Source organism: Crossiella sp. SN42 (assembly GCF_023897065.1).
Classification (GTDB): Bacteria; Actinomycetota; Actinomycetes; order Mycobacteriales; family Pseudonocardiaceae; genus Crossiella.
Window position 1 is genome coordinate 22,656 of record NZ_JAMHIV010000033.1, and the last position, 16,080, is coordinate 38,735.

General features: G+C 73.8%; 14 protein-coding genes. 7 read left to right on the top strand and 7 right to left on the bottom strand.

Annotated features, from left to right (window positions below; translation table 11 throughout):
* Positions 1-203: 203 nt before the first annotated feature.
* Positions 204-1,790, bottom strand: coding sequence for an NAD(P)/FAD-dependent oxidoreductase (locus tag M8C13_RS33435; protein WP_252484770.1), 1,587 nt, complete (start codon positions 1,788-1,790; stop codon positions 204-206).
* Positions 1,791-1,911: 121 nt separating this feature from the next.
* Between M8C13_RS33435 and M8C13_RS33440 the strand changes: the two genes are divergently transcribed.
* From M8C13_RS33440 to M8C13_RS33450, 3 genes are all read left to right on the top strand, one after another.
* A complete protein-coding gene (locus M8C13_RS33440) occupies positions 1,912-2,607 on the top strand; it encodes a response regulator transcription factor (protein ID WP_252484771.1) in 696 nt (231 codons plus the stop codon).
* Positions 2,597-4,348 (top strand): cell wall metabolism sensor histidine kinase WalK, encoded by a 1,752-nt coding sequence (locus M8C13_RS33445; protein ID WP_252484772.1) that lies wholly within the window; start codon positions 2,597-2,599, stop codon positions 4,346-4,348. Before M8C13_RS33440 ends, M8C13_RS33445 begins: the two co-directional genes overlap by 11 nt.
* Before the next feature lie 143 nt (positions 4,349-4,491).
* A complete protein-coding gene (locus M8C13_RS33450; protein ID WP_252484773.1) occupies positions 4,492-5,505 on the top strand; it encodes a Gfo/Idh/MocA family protein in 1,014 nt (337 codons plus the stop codon).
* A gap of 7 nt (positions 5,506-5,512) precedes the next feature.
* Here the strand turns inward: M8C13_RS33450 and M8C13_RS33455 are convergent, their stop codons facing one another.
* On the bottom strand, positions 5,513-6,169 hold the full coding sequence (locus M8C13_RS33455) for an anti-sigma factor (protein WP_252484774.1): 657 nt from the start codon (positions 6,167-6,169) through the stop codon (positions 5,513-5,515).
* Positions 6,166-6,750, bottom strand: a complete 585-nt coding sequence (locus M8C13_RS33460) for a sigma-70 family RNA polymerase sigma factor (RefSeq protein ID WP_252484775.1) — start codon at positions 6,748-6,750, stop codon at positions 6,166-6,168. The genes M8C13_RS33455 and M8C13_RS33460 overlap by 4 nt, the downstream gene beginning before the upstream one ends.
* A gap of 135 nt (positions 6,751-6,885) precedes the next feature.
* On the opposite strand from M8C13_RS33460, the gene M8C13_RS33465 reads away from it, so the two are divergent.
* Both M8C13_RS33465 and M8C13_RS33470 read left to right on the top strand, forming a co-directional pair.
* Positions 6,886-7,956: a GDSL-type esterase/lipase family protein gene (locus M8C13_RS33465; RefSeq protein ID WP_252484776.1), complete on the top strand. Its 1,071-nt coding sequence runs from the start codon at positions 6,886-6,888 to the stop codon at positions 7,954-7,956.
* A 58-nt stretch (positions 7,957-8,014) separates the two neighbouring features.
* Positions 8,015-8,836: an alpha/beta fold hydrolase gene (locus M8C13_RS33470; protein ID WP_252484777.1), complete on the top strand. Its 822-nt coding sequence runs from the start codon at positions 8,015-8,017 to the stop codon at positions 8,834-8,836.
* On the opposite strand, the gene M8C13_RS33475 is transcribed toward M8C13_RS33470, so the two are convergent.
* Positions 8,805-10,187 carry a phenylacetate--CoA ligase family protein gene (locus tag M8C13_RS33475; RefSeq protein ID WP_252484778.1) on the bottom strand — a complete coding sequence of 461 codons (1,383 nt, stop codon included), beginning with the start codon at positions 10,185-10,187 and terminating at the stop codon, positions 8,805-8,807. The two genes, M8C13_RS33470 and M8C13_RS33475, sit on opposite strands and share 32 nt — an antisense overlap.
* A gap of 91 nt (positions 10,188-10,278) precedes the next feature.
* Between M8C13_RS33475 and M8C13_RS33480 the strand changes: the two genes are divergently transcribed.
* Both M8C13_RS33480 and M8C13_RS33485 read left to right on the top strand, forming a co-directional pair.
* Positions 10,279-11,655 (top strand): serine hydrolase, encoded by a 1,377-nt coding sequence (locus M8C13_RS33480; RefSeq protein WP_252484779.1) that lies wholly within the window; start codon positions 10,279-10,281, stop codon positions 11,653-11,655.
* Positions 11,656-11,709: 54 nt separating this feature from the next.
* Complete coding sequence (locus M8C13_RS33485) at positions 11,710-12,630, top strand: pentapeptide repeat-containing protein (RefSeq protein ID WP_252484780.1); 921 nt, start codon at positions 11,710-11,712, stop codon at positions 12,628-12,630.
* Here the strand turns inward: M8C13_RS33485 and M8C13_RS33490 are convergent, their stop codons facing one another.
* From M8C13_RS33490 to M8C13_RS33500, 3 genes are read right to left on the bottom strand one after another with little or no spacing between them, the layout of a single operon-like run.
* Complete coding sequence (locus M8C13_RS33490) at positions 12,631-14,388, bottom strand: serine/threonine-protein kinase (RefSeq protein WP_252484781.1); 1,758 nt, start codon at positions 14,386-14,388, stop codon at positions 12,631-12,633.
* Between the two features lie 28 nt (positions 14,389-14,416).
* The gene (locus tag M8C13_RS33495) at positions 14,417-14,866 is read right to left on the bottom strand and encodes an Lrp/AsnC family transcriptional regulator (protein WP_252484782.1); all 450 of its coding nucleotides are present in this window, start codon (positions 14,864-14,866) and stop codon (positions 14,417-14,419) included.
* Positions 14,863-16,014, bottom strand: a complete 1,152-nt coding sequence (locus tag M8C13_RS33500; protein WP_252484783.1) for a Xaa-Pro peptidase family protein — start codon at positions 16,012-16,014, stop codon at positions 14,863-14,865. Before M8C13_RS33500 ends, M8C13_RS33495 begins: the two co-directional genes overlap by 4 nt.
* Positions 16,015-16,080: the final 66 nt, after the last annotated feature.

The window sequence follows — 16,080 nt, forward strand, 5'->3', positions numbered from 1 at the left end:
GCGACGCCCGCACCCCCAGCGGCACACCGCGTCCCGCTTCCGGACGGCCCGATGGCGTGGTCATTTCTGGACCCCGGCCAGTCGGCTCCGGCGAGCGGAAGCCGCCGCCAAGGACGCGACGCCGCCCTTCGCCCTCCGTGCGCAGGCTGACCCGGCCGATCAGCCCGCCTGCCGCGCGCGATCGCGATCGCGGTCGCGGTCGCTCAGGACAGCCGCAGGCCGCGATAGCCCTCGGCGGCGATCTGTTCGCACAGGGCCCGGTAGTTGTGGAAGCCGCCCGCGTACGGCATGAAGACCCTGGGCTTGCCGGGCACGTTGGCGCCCAGGTACCAGGAGTCGGCGTGGGGGTACAGGGTGGCCGTGGCGGCTTCGGCCACGTGGCGGGTCCACTCCTGTTCGGCGGCGGGGTCGGCCTCGGCGCGGTGCAGGCCCTGCTCGCGCAGGTGGGTGAGCAGGGCGGTGAGCCAGTCGACGTGTTGTTCGGCGGCCAGGATGACGTTGGCCAGCACCGAGGGGCTGCCGGGGCCGGCGAGGACGTAGAAGTTGGGGAAGCCGGCCACGGTCAGGCCGAGGTAGCTGGTGGGGCCTTCCGCCCAGCGGTCGGCCAGGCGGACGCCGTGCTCGCCGCGGATGTCCAGGCGGAGCAGTGGGCCGGTCAGGGCGTCGTAACCGGTGGCCAGGACCAGCACGTCCAGGTCGTGGTCCTGGCCGCCTGCCTGCACGCCGCTGGGGAGGATCTGTTCCAGGGGGTTTTTGCGCAGGTCGACCAGGGAGACGTTGGGGCGGTTGAAGGTCTGGAAGTAGCCGTCGTCGACGCAGGGGCGTTTGGCGCCCACCGGGTGTGAGTCGGGGGTGAGGGCGGCGGCGGTGTCCGGGTCGTGCACCAGCTCGGCGATCTTGGCCCGGAGGAACTCCGCGGCGGTGGCGTTCGCGGCCGGGTCGAGGATCAGGTCCTGGTAGGTGAAGAAGAAGCCGAGACCGCCTTCCCGCCAGCGCTGCTCGTAGAGCTCCGCGCGTTCGGCCGGGGTGGCCGCCAGCGCGGAGGGCTCCGACTCCAGCGGCACCCCGGCGAAGGAGGCCAGGGACTGCTCGCGGAGCTCGGGGTAGGTGGCCTGGACTTGCTGCCACTCCTGGTCGGTGAACCGGCGGTGCTGGGCGGGCACCGAGTAGTTCGCGGTGCGCTGGAAGACGGTCAGGTGTCCGGCGGTCTCGGCGAGCACCGGGATGGCCTGGATGCCGGAGGAGCCGGTGCCGATCACGCCGACCCGCAGGCCGGTGACGTCCACCGGTTCGGCGGGCCAGGCGCCGGTGTGCAGCAGCAGGCCGGTGAAGGTGTCCAGGCCGGGCAGGTCGGGCACGCTCCTGGCGGACAGGCTGCCCACCGCGGCGACCAGGTGCCTGGCACGCAGTTCGGCGCCGGTGTCGGTGTGCACCAGCCAGTCCTCGCCCTCGCGGGTGGCGCCGGTGACCCTGGTGCCGAAGGTGATGTCCCGGCGCAGGTCGAAGCGGTCGGCCACGTGCTGGGCGTAGGCCAGGATCTCCGCCTGGGTGGCGAAGCGCTCCGACCAGCGCCACTCGCGTTGCAGGTCCGCGTCGAAGGAGTAGGAGTAGAAGACGCTGGTGATGTCGCAGCGCGCGCCCGGGTACCGGTTCCAGTACCAGGTGCCGCCGACGTCCTCACCAGCCTCGACCACCCGGACCCGGAAGCCCGCGCCGCGCAACCGGTGCAGCGCGTACATCCCGGCGAACCCAGCGCCGACCACCACCACGTCGAACTCCGGCTCCCGCATGAGATCAAGGCTGCCGAAGTCAGCAAGCGCTCACCAGGTGTGATCGGGTGAGTTGTGAAGAACCTGTCAGGCCGGCGGGCGCGGCCACGGCACCGAGCCCGGTGCGCCTATCGTCGCGGGGGTGTGCGCGTTTGTGCTGGTCGCCGAGGACGATGTCAAACAGGCCGACATCCTGCGGCGCTACCTGGAGCAGGAGGGCCACACGGTGACCGTGGTGCACGACGGGCGGGCCGCGCTGGAGGTGGCCCGCACCCGCGGCCCCGACCTGGTGGTGCTGGACGTGATGATGCCCGAGCTGGACGGGCTGGACGTGTGCCGGCTGCTGCGCCGGGAGTCCGAGCTGCCGGTGCTGATGCTCACCGCGCGCTCCACCGAGGACGACCTGCTGCTCGGCCTGGACCTGGGCGCGGACGACTACATGACCAAGCCGTTCAGCCCGCGCGAGCTGATGGCCAGGGTGCGCACCCTGTTGCGCCGCACCAGGTCCGCCGCGGATGACCACGTGCTGCGGGCCGGTTCGCTGACAGTGGACCCGTTGCGGCACGAGGCGTTCGTGGACGGCAGGCTGGTGGAGTGCACGGCCGGGGAGTTCGCGCTGCTGACCGCGCTGGCCGAGCAGCCAGGGCGGGTGTTCACCCGCCAGCAACTGCTGGAGCGGACCAGGGGCTACGACAAGTTCATCACCGAGCGGATCATCGACGTGCACGTGATGAACCTGCGCAAGAAGATCGAGGCCGATCCGCGGCGGCCGGCCCGGCTGCTGACGGTGTACCGGGTCGGGTACAAGCTCGCCGACGGCGGCCGTGATGCGCCGTAGGGTCTCGCCGCACCGCAGCCTGGTGGTCAAGCTGCTGGCCAGCTCGGTGCTGATCGCGGTGGCCGCGGTGGGGCTGACCATGTGGCTGACCGCGACCACCACCAGCGAGGCGATCCGGCAGGAGCAGGGTCAGGTGCTCGCCGACGACGCCAGCATCTACGACGGACTGGCCGGCTACGCCGCGACCCACCCGAGCTGGGCGGAGGTCGGGCCGCTGGTGCGGGAGCTGGCGGCCAGGACCGGGCGGCGGATCGCGGTCACCGATCAGGACCGGCGGATCCTGGCCGACTCGGCCGCGCCGGGCACGCCGCTGCCCGCGCGCACCGCCGCGGTGGTGGACCCGCTGCGGCTGGATCCGGCACTGGCGCCGGGCGCCGCGCTGAGCCTGATCGACGCGCGCGCCATCGGGCCGTTCCGGCTCAGCGAGCAGGAGCGGGAGCAGTCGCGGCTGAAGGCGGAGAGGATGGCCAACTGCCTGCGCGGCGCGGGCATGTCACCGCAGACGGTGGTGCTGCCCAACGGCAGGGCCGAGGTCAAGGCCCCCGGTCCGTTGGTGAAGGCGGGGCTGGAGGAGTTCTGCGACCAGGGCTGGATCAGCGACACCGAGAAGCAGGCCCTCGACGAGGTGAACAAGCTCGCCGCGGGCTGCCTGCGCGAGCACGGGCAGCCCAGGATCCGGGTGGCCGAGGACTTCACCTGGTACGGCGGCAGCGGGGACGCGGCGGTGATCCGGTCCTGTGTGGACGACGCCCGCCGGGAACAGCTGCGGCCACACGTCTCCCCGGCCGCGCTGCTGTTCCTGGCCAGCCAGGCCGATCCGCGCGCCCAGCCCGATCCGGTGCGGGTGGACACCAGCCGGTTGCTGGGACTGGGTTTGCTGGTGCTGGCGCTGACCGTCGGGGTGACCGTGCTGGTCGGCGGGCGGCTGGTGCGACCGCTGCGGCTGCTCACCGAGGCCGCCTCGGCGGACGGGCGGCGGCGGGTGCCGGTGACCACCAGGGACGAGATCGGCGTGCTGGCGCGGGCGTTCAACGACCTGGCCGACCGGCGGCAGCGCCTGGAGGAACAGCGCAAGGCGATGGTCAGCGACATCGCGCACGAGCTGCGCACCCCGCTGACCACCATCCGCGGCGGGCTGGAGGCCGCCCAGGACGGGGTGGCCGTGCCGGATGACGCCTGGCTGTCCTCCCAGCTGGAGGAAGTGCTGCTGCTGCAACACATCATCGACGACCTGCAGGACCTGGCCGCGGCCGACGCCGGGGCGTTCCGGCTGCACCCGGAACCGGTGTCGGTGCCCGACCTGCTGGAGCAGGTGGCCGGTGCGCACCGGGCCAGGGCCGAGCAGTCCGGCATCACGCTGCGCACCGAGATCGACGGCGACCCGGAGCTGCACGCCGACCCGGTCCGGCTGCGCCAGCTGGTCGGCAACCTGGTGGCCAACGCGCTGCGGCACACCCCGGCGGGCGGCGAGGTCGTCCTGGCCGCGGGCACCGAGCGCGCGGAGGTGGTGATCTCGGTGGCGGACAACGGTTCCGGCATCACCGAGGCGGACCTGCCGCTGGTCTTCGAGCGGTTCTGGCGGGCGGAGAAGTCCCGCAACCGGGGCACCGGCGGCAGCGGGCTGGGCCTGGCCATCGTCCGGCAGCTCGCCGAGGCGCACGGCGGCACCGTGACCGCGACCAGCACCCCGGGGGTGGCCACCGTGTTCACCCTCCGGCTGCCCGCGGACCAGCCGAGCTGATCGGCTGACGGCTGAGCTGATCGGCCGACGGCCGCGATGACCGGCTAGCGGCCGGAGCCGCTCCCGGTCACGATGTGTGCCCTCGATCGGCCCCGGCCACCGCGCGCGTTCACAGCTGCCGCCGATCGGTGTAGAAGTGGGGCGTGCCCGACAAACCCCCACTGCGGATCGGCGTGCTCGGCGCGGCCCGCATCGCCCCGGCCGCCCTGCTCACGCCCGCGCGCGCGACACCGACGGCGGAGGTCGTGGCGATCGCCGCGCGGGATGTGGAACGGGCGCGGCGGTTCGCGCGCAAGCACGACATCGCCAGGGTGCACCCGGACTACGCGAGCCTGCTCGCCGATCCGGACCTCGACGCCGTCTACCTCCCGCTGCCCAACAGCCTGCACGGCCGCTGGACCCTGGCCGCGCTCGCCGCGGGCAAGCATGTGCTGTGCGAGAAACCCTTCACCGCCAACGCCGCCGAGGCCCGCCAGGTGGCCGCCGCGGCGCTGGGCAGCGGCCTGGTCGTGATGGAGGCCTTCCACTACCGCTACCACCCGCTGTTCCGGCGCGCGGTGGAGATCATCGCCGCCGGTGAGCTGGGCACGGTCGAGCGGATCGAGACCGCGCTGTGCTTCCCGCTGCCCAAGTTCTCCGACATCCGCTACCGCTTTGAGCTGGCCGGCGGGGCGCAGATGGACGCGGGCTGCTACGCCGTGCACATGGCCCGCACCCTGGGCCTGGCCGCCGCCGAGGGCGAGCCCGAGGTGCTCTCCGCGCGGGCCAGGCTGCGCGGGGAGGACGTGGACCGGGCCATGCGCGCCGAGCTGCGCTTCCCGGCCGGGCACACCGCGCGCACCCGCTGCTCGATGTGGTCGCGCGACCTGCTGCGAATCTCGGCCAGCGTCCGCGGCGACCGCGGTGAGCTGCGCATCCTCAACCCGGTCGCGCCGCAGTTCGGCCACCGGCTGACCGTGCGCGCCGGCGGCCACCGCCGGGTCGAGCGCTTCGACAAGCGCAGCAGCTACGCCCACCAGCTGGACGCCTTCGTCGCGGCTGTCCGGGACGGCGGCCCGGTGCTCACTCCCCCGGCCGACTCGGTGGCCACCATGGCGGTCATCGACGCGATCTACACCGCGGCCGGTCTGCCGGCCAGGGTCGCCGACGCCACCTGAGCGCGGTTCAGAACGCGGCGGCCAGCACCGTGTGGCCCTCGGTGTCCAGCACCCGGAAGCCGGTGGCCTCGGTGCGCAGCACGGCGCTGCTGAGGTTGCACCGGATCTCCCCGGAGCCGTTGCCGACGAACTCCCCCGCCGGGTGGTCGCCGCCGCGGCGGTCGGTGACCACCACCCGGTACCCCGCGCCCTGCTCGAAGCCGCGGGCGGTCAGCTTGATCTCGGTGCCCCAGCTGTGCGGCACCAGGTTCGCGCTGGCCGCCACCCTGGCCGCCAGCTGCTGCACCGCGACCGTCTCCAGCGGGGCCGGCGGCAGCCGGAGCAGGTCCGCGGCGACGTAGCCGACGGCGGTGCCGGTCAGCACCGCGAGGGCCACCCCGACGCTGAGCCGGGCCGAGCGGCGGCGCACGGTGCGCCGTTCGGCCCGGATCCGGCCCAGCACCGCCTCACCCAGTCCCGGCGGCACGGCCGGTTCGTCGCTGACCCGGTCCGGGTCGACCTCGGCCAGCGCCTCGGCCACCGGGACCAGCTCGGCCACCTCGGCCCGGCAGTCCCCGCAGAAGTCCAGATGTGCTTGCAGGGCAACGCATTCGGGTTCATCCAGCCGGCCGAGCACGTACGCGCCGAGCTGGGCGCGCAGTACCTGGTGCGACTCGCCGTTCACGGTTCCACGCCCATCTCCTCCATCGTCAGGTGCAGTGCCTTCAGGGCATAGAACAGCCGGCTGCGCAATACCGCGACCGGCACGCCGACCTCGGCGGCCAGCTCCGCGCTGGGCCGTCCGCGCAGGTACGCCTCGACCAGCACCACCCGGTGCGGGCCGGACAGGCGGCGCAGCGCCTCCTCCACCAGCCAGCGGTCCAGCATCGACTCGGCCAGTCCCGGCTCGGTCGCCAGCGCCGGCATCCTCGGCCCGGCGGGCTGGGCGGCGGGGCGGCCGGCCAGCCGCCGCGCCTGGTCCAGCACCACCGTGCGGGCGATCGCGAACAGCCACACCCGCAGCCCGGTCAGGTCCGGGTCGAACCGGTCCGCGGCCCGCCAGGCCCGCAGGAACACCTCCTGCACCGACTCCTGGGCGGTGCCCTCGTCCCGGAGCTGGCGCAGCGCGAAGCGGTACAGCTCGGGGCCGTGCGCGGCGTAGGCCGCGCGCAGCCCGGTCTCGGCGCTGAGGTCGGTGGCGAGACCGCCCGCGGCGGCGGTCCTGCCCCGTCGACGCCCAGTGCCGCGTCCAACGGTGTGCTCCATTGTTTCCCCTTGTGCCGTCGCCGGTGTCTACGAGTCCCGGCCCGGGGTCGTTCAGCCAAGGCACACAAACAGACGTATTCGTGACATCCGGTGAACCGGATCCGCCCGCTCCGGCGAATCCTTAGAATGGTCGTGATGCGTCGCCTGCGTTCCCCTCTCGTCATCCTGCTGCTGGTGATCCCGCTGGTCGGCCTGCTGCTGCTGATCAGCGACGGCCCGGCCCCGAAACTGCCCGCGCCCCCCGAGGACGCGCCCAGGGCGGTGGTCGCCCTCGGCGACAGCACGCTGTCCGGGGAAGGCGCGGGCGACTACGAACCGGGCACCAACGGGGAGAACGGCAACTGGTGCCACCGCTCCACCAAGGCGATGATCAACAAGCTGTCGGTGCCGGACATCGCGAAGACGTTCAACCTGGCCTGCTCCGGGGCGCGCGCGGCCAACTTGGTCGACCGGCCGCAGCACAACGAGGGCCCGCAGGTGCCCAAGCTGCTGGAGATCGCCCGGCAGTACCGGATCGCCGCGGTGGTGGTGCAGGTCGGCGCGAACGACGAGCCGGGGTTCAGCTCGGTGGTCAAGGACTGCGCGGAGGCCTGGCTGCGGTCCAACGTCACCGGCTGCTCCGGCGCGCTGGCCACCGGCTGGGGCGAGCGGGTGGACAAGATGGTGCCCAAGGTGGCCGCCGCGCTCAAGGCGATCCGCGCGGGCATGCGGGAGAACGGCTATCCGGACGCGAGCTACCAGCTGGTGGTGCAGTCCTACGCCGCGCCGGTGGGCCGCACCGTGGTGCACAGCCTGCGCAACCTGGGCGGCTGCCCGTTCCGCGGCGGCGACCTGGAATGGGTGCAGGACAAGGCGGTCGGCGAGCTGGCCGCCGGGCTGCGCACCGCGGCGGCCGCGGCCGACGCCCGGTTCCTGGACCTGTCCAGGGCCGGCATGGGCCGGGAGGCCTGCTCGACCAGCGGCACCGGCGACGGGGAGTGGTTCACCCGCTTGAAGATCAGCTGGAAGGACCTCAGCGACGAGGCCCGCTCGGCGCACGCGATGCAGGAGTCCTTCCACCCCAACGCGGCCGGGCACGAGCAGTTCGCCCGCTGCCTGAGCCAGTTCCTGCAGACCTCGGACAAGGCCGCGGCCTGCGTGGCCGACACCGAGCGCAACCTGCGGCCGGTGCCGGGCGCGGCCATCGGAGCGCGGGCGGCGAAGTAGCGGGTGTCCCGCGTTCCGGGGATACGGCACTAGCTGGTTCTCGTTCTAGGCTGCTGCCATGGACCTGGTCTACGAGCGTCGCGGTTCGGGTGCGCCCTTGGTGCTGCTGCACGGCGTCGGGCACCACTGGCAGGCCTGGGAGCCGGTGCTGGACCGGCTGGCCGCGCACCGGGACGTGATCGCGCTGGACTTCCCCGGCTTCGGGGCCTCGCCGATGTTCCCCGAGAACGTGCGGGTGCACCCGGGGCTGCTGGCCGACGCGGTGCTGGAGTTCTGCGCCGGGCTGGGCGTTGACCGGCCGCACGTGGCCGGGAACTCGATGGGCGGGCTGGTCGGGCTGCTGCTGGCCCAGCGCGGACAGGTGCGCAGCGTGACCGCGCTGTCCCCGGCCGGGCTGTGGACGCCGCGCGAGCGGGCCTGGGCGTTCCAGGTGCTGCGCGCCTGCCGGAACGCGGCCAGGGTGATGCCGCCGGGCATGGTGGCCAGGCTGGCCGAGCGGCCGGTGGCGCGGACCCTGTTCACCGGGATGATCTACGCGCGACCGGCGGCCCGGTCCGCGGCGGCGGTGGTGGCCGAGGTGCGGGCGCTGCGCGAGGCGGCCGGGTTCGACGTGGCGCTGGCGGTGGGCCGGGAGTTCCGGCTCCAGGGCACGGTGCCGGCCGAGGTGCCGGTGACAGTGGCCTGGGGCACCAAGGACCGGGTGCTGTCCCGGCGGCAGGGCCTGCGGGTGCGGGAGCTGGCGCCGCAGGCCCGGCTGGTGGAGCTGCCCGGCTGCGGGCACGTGCCGATGAGCGATGACCCGGACCTGGTGGCCGAGGTGCTGCTGCGCGGCTCGTCAGGCGGGGTGGTCAGTCCGCCTTCGCCACGAGCACCAGCTTGAACTTGCCAGTGACAAGATCCCGTTCCGGCGGGCGCGGATCGAGGGAGACGTCCACCGTGCCCAGACCCTGCCTGGCCAGGTAGCCGCACAGCTTGTCCCGCAGCAGCGGCCAGGCGTCCTCGGTGGTGGCCGCCACCCGGACCTGGAGCCGGTCGGGCGCGGTCTGCACGATCTGGAAGCGGCGCACCCCGGGCAGGCCGTCGACCACCGTGGTGACCGCCAGCGGCAGCAGTCGCACGGTGCTGCCGTCGGGGGCGCGCAGCGCGAGCAGGTCGTTGGTGCGGCCCTGCACGCGCACGGTGGGGAACTGGCGGCCGCAGCCGCAGAAGTCGGCGTCCACGGTGACCGCGTCGCCCAGGTCGTAGCGGATGATCGGCTGCACCCGGTTGGCCAGGTTGGTCAGCAGGACCGAGGTGGAGGGCATGCCGGGGGTGACCGGGCGGCCGCGCTCGTCCACCGGCTCCAGCACCGCCCAGTCGTCGTTGACGTGCAGCCGGTCCAGCGCACAGGCGAAGGTGAGCAGCATGAACTCCGAGCAGCCGTACTGGTTGCGCACCTCGGCGCCGAAGGCCTGGGCCAGCAGCTCCCGGTCCGCGGCCGGGATGGCCTCACCGCCGGTGGTGACCAGCGCGGGCGCGATGCGCAGCCGCCCGGCCAGCTGCTCGTGCGCGAGCGCGACCTGCGCGGTGGCGTAGCCGCCCAGCATGGTGGGCTGGTACTCGTTGAGCTCGGCCACCGTCTCCGCGATCGGCGCGTGCACCGAGAACAGCCGCAGCCGCTCGGCCCGCGAGGCCCGCCGGGAGCGCTGGAACTCCGCGGTGGCCACCCCGCCGAAGTGGCCGTCGGTGGCGACCAGGCTGGCCATCCGCCCGCCCTCGGCCGCGACCCGGCGCAGCAGGCCCGGCCCCAGCGCGGGCATGGTGCGCAGCGCGCCCAGCGCGGTGGACACCGAACGCATCCGCTCGTCCTGCAGCACCACCGCGCGCTGCCCACTGCTGCCCGAGGTGGTCGAGACCAGGTAGCGGTCCCGGAACAGCGTGCCGATCCGCGCCGGGTCGGCCAGGTGGGCCTCCACTTCAGCGAGCCGGACGGCCGGGTCGGTGACCCACTCGTCGAAGCGGTCCATCAGCTCCGGCTTGCTCGTCGGCGGCAGGTCGGTGAGCCGGAAGTCCCTGGTCAGGTCCGCGTAGTGGGCACGGTAGAAGGGGGAGTTGGCCCTGGCGAAACAGACCAGCTCGGTGATCCGGGCCCGCTGCCGGGAGAGCACCCGGCCGCGCTCGCCCCGCCGGTCCCGCCACGCCTGCCAGTGCGTCTTCATGGTCAGCCCCCAGGCCGCTGGTTGGGCGACCACGGTATTTCCTCCCGCGTACGGCCACAACCGAGTGCGGTAGCGTCCGCCGGGAGAAATCGCCAGTACGAGCCTGTTCTAGGGAGTGCCTGCCATGTCGTCCAGTGAGCTGCTGCCCGGCACGCGACGTGCGTTGTTGCGGCGGGTGGCCGTCGAGCAGGCGAGCAGCCGGCTCCCCTCGCTCACCACCGGGCTGGTCCGCGGCGGCGAGCTGGTCTTCAGCGCCTCCCGCGGCCAGGTCGAGGGCGCGCCGGTCACCCTGGACACCCAGTACCGGATCGGCTCGATCACCAAGACCTTCATCGCGCTGCTGGTCATGCGCCTGCGCGATGAGGGCAAGCTGGACCTCTCCGACGAGCTCGACCGGCACCTGCCCGGCACCCCGCTGGGCGGGCGGACCGTGGCGCAGCTGCTCTCGCACACCTCCGGCCTCACCGCCGAATCCCCCGGCCCCTGGTGGGAACGCTCCCCCGGCTACCCGGCCAGCACCCTGATCGACGGCCTGACCAGCGAGGACGTCCCGCACCGGGCGGGCCGCCGGTTCCACTACTCCAACGTCGGCTACGGCCTGCTCGGCGAGCTGGTGGCCCGGCTGCGCGGCCGGTCCTGGGAGGACGCGCTGCGCGCGGAGCTGCTGGAGCCGCTGGGCATGCAGCGCACCACCGCGATGCCCAAGCCGCCGCACGCGCACGGCTGGGCGGTGCACCCGTGGGCCGACGTGCTGCTGCCCGAGCCCGCGCACGACGCCGGCTCGATGGCCCCGGCCGGGCAGCTGTGGTCCACCATCACCGACCTGTCCCGGCTGGCCCGGTTCCTGCTCGGCGACACCGCCGAGGTGCTGCACCCGGACACCGTGGCCGAGATGCGCGAACCGGCCACCGTGGACGACGGCGACGAGTGGCGCGCCGGGTACGGCCTGGGCCTGCAACTGGTGCGGCACAAGGGCAGGCGGCTGGCCGGGCACACCGGGTCGATGCCCGGCTTCGTCTCCACGGTGTGGGTGGACCCGAAGGAGGACACCGCGGTGCTGTACCTGACCAACAGCACCGTCGGCCCCGCAGGCCCGATCGCCACCGACCTGCTCGACCTGCTGCACGAGCTGGAGCCACACCTGCCGGAGGAGTGGGCGCCGCAGCCCTCGGCCGATCCGGCGCTGCTCGCGCTGACCGGCCAGTGGTACTGGGGCCCCAGCCCGTACGCGCTGCGACTGCTGCCCGACGGCCTGCTCGACCTGAGCCCGTGGAACGGCCGCGGCCGGGCCTCCCGGTTCCGCGCCAACGACGACGGCACCTGGACCGGGCTGGACGGCTACTACGCCGGGGAGAAGCTGCGCATCGGGCGCGCGGCCGACGGCACCGCCATCCACCTGGACGTCAACACCTTCATCTTCACCCGCACCCCGTACGACCCGGCCGCGCCGATCCCCGGCGGGGTGAACCCGGAGGGCTGGGTGCCGGTCGAGCCGAACTGACGATCTACCTGCCGGTGTTGGCGGGACTGGGCGGATCGGCCAAGATTCCGTGGCATGCCGTCCAGTCCCCGCCGACGACGCCCCCGCCTGAGCACCACCAGCCGGATCCGCCGCGCCCGCCCGGATGCGCGCCCCGCCCCGCCGCGCGCATCCGCCGCGCCCGCACCCTCCGCGCCCGCGGCTCCGCCCCCGCTGCCGCCCGCGCCGCCCGCCCGGCGCGCGGCCCGCGGTCTGCTGCTGCCGGTGGCCGTGTTACTGGTCGGCCTGGCCGCGCTGGGCACGCTGTGGATCGCCTCCCGTTCGCTGGCCGCCACCGAGGCGCAGCTCGCGCTGACCGCGCAGTCCCAAGCGGCGCAACGGTTCACCGAGGCGGTCGGCCAGCTCGACTCGGCCAAGGCGGACATCCGGCTGGGCGCGATCTACGGCCTGGACAGCCTGATCCGCGACTCGGCCAAGGACGCGGCCAGGGGCGTGCAGGTGCTCACCGCGTTCGTGCGCAGCAGGGCCCCGATCGAGAACTGCGCCGGTGACACCGCACAGGCCCTGCAACGCCCCGCCGAGGACGTGCAGGCCGCGATCACCGTGATCGCCCGCCGCGGCAGCGTCTCCGGCGACCGCCTCAACCTCAGCCGCGCCTGCCTGGCCGGGGCCGACCTGACCCAGGCCCACCTGGACCGCGCCGACCTGACCGGCACCGACCTGAGCCGGGCCACCCTGGCCCGCGCCCGGCTGCGCTCGGCCGACCTCAGCGACGGTGTGCTGGTGCAGACCGACTTCACCGGGGCCGACCTGCGCCGCGAGGACGGCGCGGACGCCTGGACCACCCGCCTGCGCCAGGCCAACCTGACCGGCGCGAACCTCACCTCGGCCAACCTCACCGGCGCGGACCTGGCCGGTGCGGAGCTGACCTCGGCCCGGCTGACCGGCGCCAACCTCACCGGCGCGGACCTGCGCGAGGCCACCGGGGTCAGCTGATCAGCGCGGCAACCGGGCGGCCACCGCCCTGGCCAGCTCGGTGACCGGCGGACAGAGCTGCTCCCCCGGCGCGGTGTTGTCGCGCAGGTGCAGCCGGACCACCTCGATCATGGGGCGGCCCTGGACGTCGGCCAGCGGCCGGTGCGGGATGTCGGCCTCACAACCGTCGCTGTCGGCCTTGACCAATCCGTCCACGCCCGCGCCGAGATCGACGCTCCGGCCGCCTTTGCGCTGGGCCAGCGGCGGCTTGCGGTCGAACTCGATCATGACCTCGCGGCTGCCCCGCACCCACTCGCAGTCCCAGTCGCCGAAGCCGGGATCGGCCTCGGCCTCGCCGATGACCGGGGACAGCTCGGCGCGGGTGAGCAGCGCGCAGGCCTCCAGGCGCACCAGCGAGTTCTCCGGGGCCTCGGTGGCACGCCGCTTGACCCGGCCCTGGGTGAGCACCTGGAGCACGCCGGTGGTCAGCGTCTCGGCCATGTCGCACAGCGGGGCCGGCCGGTCGCGGAGGTGCTCGGCGCGGATCCGGATGCGGTAGCCGTCCGGCAGGTGCACGGTGCGTTCACATTCATCGCCCCGTTGCGCGGGCCGGTTGATCGGGGCGATCACGGTGGCGGTCGGCGTGGGGGTGCTGGGGCCGGGATAGCCCTGCAACTGCACCTGGACGCTGACCTCCTCGGCCGGGTCCTCCGGCTTCATGCGCACCAGCACCCGGCAGCGGTTGAAGTTGCCGTAGTCGTTGTCCAGGACCGGCTGGCCGAATCGGCTCAGCGCGGCGGCCTCGACCAGGGCGCACGGGTCGACGGTGCGCGGGTCGCCGAGCAGGCGCAGCCGGTCCTCCGGCGGCGGGTCGGGCGTCGGCCAGAACACCACGGCCGCGGCCACCACCAGCACCGCGGCGGCCGCGGCGGGGTAGACCGGCCAGCGCCGGCGCGGCGGCGGGACGCGGATGGTCAGCTCCAGGCCGTTGGCCACCTCGGCGAGCATGGCCCGGGCCGCCTCCGCGCTGGGCCTGCGGCGGGGATCCTTGTGCAGCAACACATCCAGCACCGTGCCCAGCGGACCGTCCTGGTGGTGCGGCTCCAGCAGGCAGGCCCCGGCGAGGGCGAGCTGGCCCTGCGGCCCGACACCCGATCCGCCCCACGGCGAGTGGCCCTCCACCGCGGCGAAGAGGGTGGCGCCCAGGGAGAAGACGTCCGAGGCGCTGGTCGCCAGCTTCCGGTTGGCCACCTCGGGGGCGACGTAACCAGGGGTGAAGTCCGAACCGGCCCCGCTGTCGCCGGTCTCCTCGGCCCAGCGGGCGATGCCCAGGTCGGTCAGCTTGGCCTGGCCGGTCGCGGTGATGAGCACGTTGCCCGGTTTGACGTCCTGGTGCACGATCCCGGCCCGGTGGATGGCGGCCAGCGCGGCGGCCAGCTGCTCGCCGATCCGGGCCGCCCGCTCCGGGGCCAGCGGACCGTCCTCGTCGATGACCTTGGCCAGGTCGCGGGACTCCAGGTACTCGGTGACCACCCAGTGGTCCTCGCCCTCGGTGAACGAGGTGAACACCGTGACCACGTTCGGGTGGTCGAGCGCGGCGCCCTGGATCGCTTCCCGCCGCGTCCGCCGCCCCCGCTCCCGGTCGTCCGCCCTAGATCGCTTCATGGCCACGACGCGCTTCAGGTCGGTGTCCATGGCCCGCCAGACCTCGCCGTGACCGCCGCTGCCCAGCTTCGCCAGCAGCCGGTAACGTTCCGCGACCAGCTCGTCACTCCCCATGTGGGCGGAGTGTAGGCACGGCCGTTATCTAGACAGCTGGTGGCCGGTCCTCGTACGGCGTGGAGAGCACAACCGTGGTCCGGGTGGAGACGTTGGCGACCTCGCGGATCCGCCGCAGCAGATCCTCCAGCGCCGTCGCCCTGGCCACCCGGACCAGCAGGATGTACGACTCGTCCCCGGCCACCGAGTAGCAGGACTGCACCTCGGGCAGGGTGGCCAGGCGTTGCGGGTAGTCATCAGGAGCCGAGGGGTCGATGGGGGTGAGCGAGATGAACGCGGTCAGCGGCAGGCCGACCTGCTCGTGGTCGAGCCTGGCCGCGTAGCCGCGCAGCACCCCGCGCTGTTCCAGCCGTCGCACCCGTTGGTGCACGGCCGAGACGCTCAGCCCCACCTTCTCCGCGAGATCGGTGAAACTGCATCGGCCGTCCTCGGACAGCACCCGCAGGATCGCGCGGTCGATCGGCTCAAGATTCGTCACGCGGGTAGTGATACCAGGTCATGGGGCTGGTTGTTCAGTCGCTGGACACCGGTTTCCGTAACGACCACGATGTCCTCGATCCGCGCGCCCCACCGGCCGGGCAGGTACACCCCCGGCTCGACGCTGAAGGCCATGCCCGGCTCCAGCACCAGGTCGTTGCCCGCCACGATGTAGGGCTCCTCGTGCACCTCCAAACCGATGCCGTGGCCGGTGCGGTGCACGAAGTACTCGCCCAGCCCGGCCTGCTCCAGCACCTGGCGGCCGGCGGCGTCCACCGACTCGGCGGTCACGCCGGGCCGGACCGCGCGCACCGAGGCCTCCTGGGCGGCCAGCAGCGCGGCGTAGCCGGTGGCCACGTCGGCGTGCGCGGGCTCGCCGAGCACGTAGTTGCGGGTGCAGTCGGAGTTGTAGCCCTCGGCGACCGGGCCGCCGATGTCGACCACCACCACGTCCCCGGCCTGGATCACCCGGTCCGACAGCGAGTGGTGCGGGCTGGCGCCGTTGGGGCCGGAGCCGACGATGACGAACTCGGCGTGGGTGTGCCCCTCGGCCACGATCGCGGCCGCGATGTCCGCGCCCACCTCGGCCTCGGTGCGCCCGACCTTGAGCCACTCCGCCATCCGGGCGTGCACCCGGTCGATGGCCTCGGCGGCCTTGCGCAGCCCGGCGATCTCGCTGGCGTCCTTGCGCATCCGCAGCTCGCGCAGCACCGGCCCGGCCAGCACCTGCTCGGCCCCCGGCAGCGCGGCCCGCAGCGGCAGCACGTGCCGGGCGGTCATGGCGTCGGCCACCGCGACCCGCGACGGCGCCTGGCCCGTGCACCGCAGCAGGTCGGCCACCAGCCGGTACGGGTCCTCGCCGTCGACCCAGGTGACCAGCTCCACGCCCAGCTCGGCCAGCGGCAGCGCGCTGTAGCCGGGGGCCTCCAGCTTGGGCAGCACCAGCGCGGGCGGCGCGCCGTCCTCGGCGGGCAGCACCAGGCAGGTGAGCCGCTCGAAGGACTCCCCGCCCGCGCCGAGCAGGTAGCGCAGGTCCGAGCCCCCAGCGACGAGCAGCGCGTCCACCCCGGCGGCGGTCGCGGCGGCGGCCGCGCGCTCCAGCCTGGCGGTGTGCGCCTGAACGTCCACTTCTCCGGTCGTCGTCGACATGAGCGCTACTCTAGGTCCTGCGTGAGGAGTGTCCCGCGCGATAGCCGCGCCGAGGCGGCCCCTGGC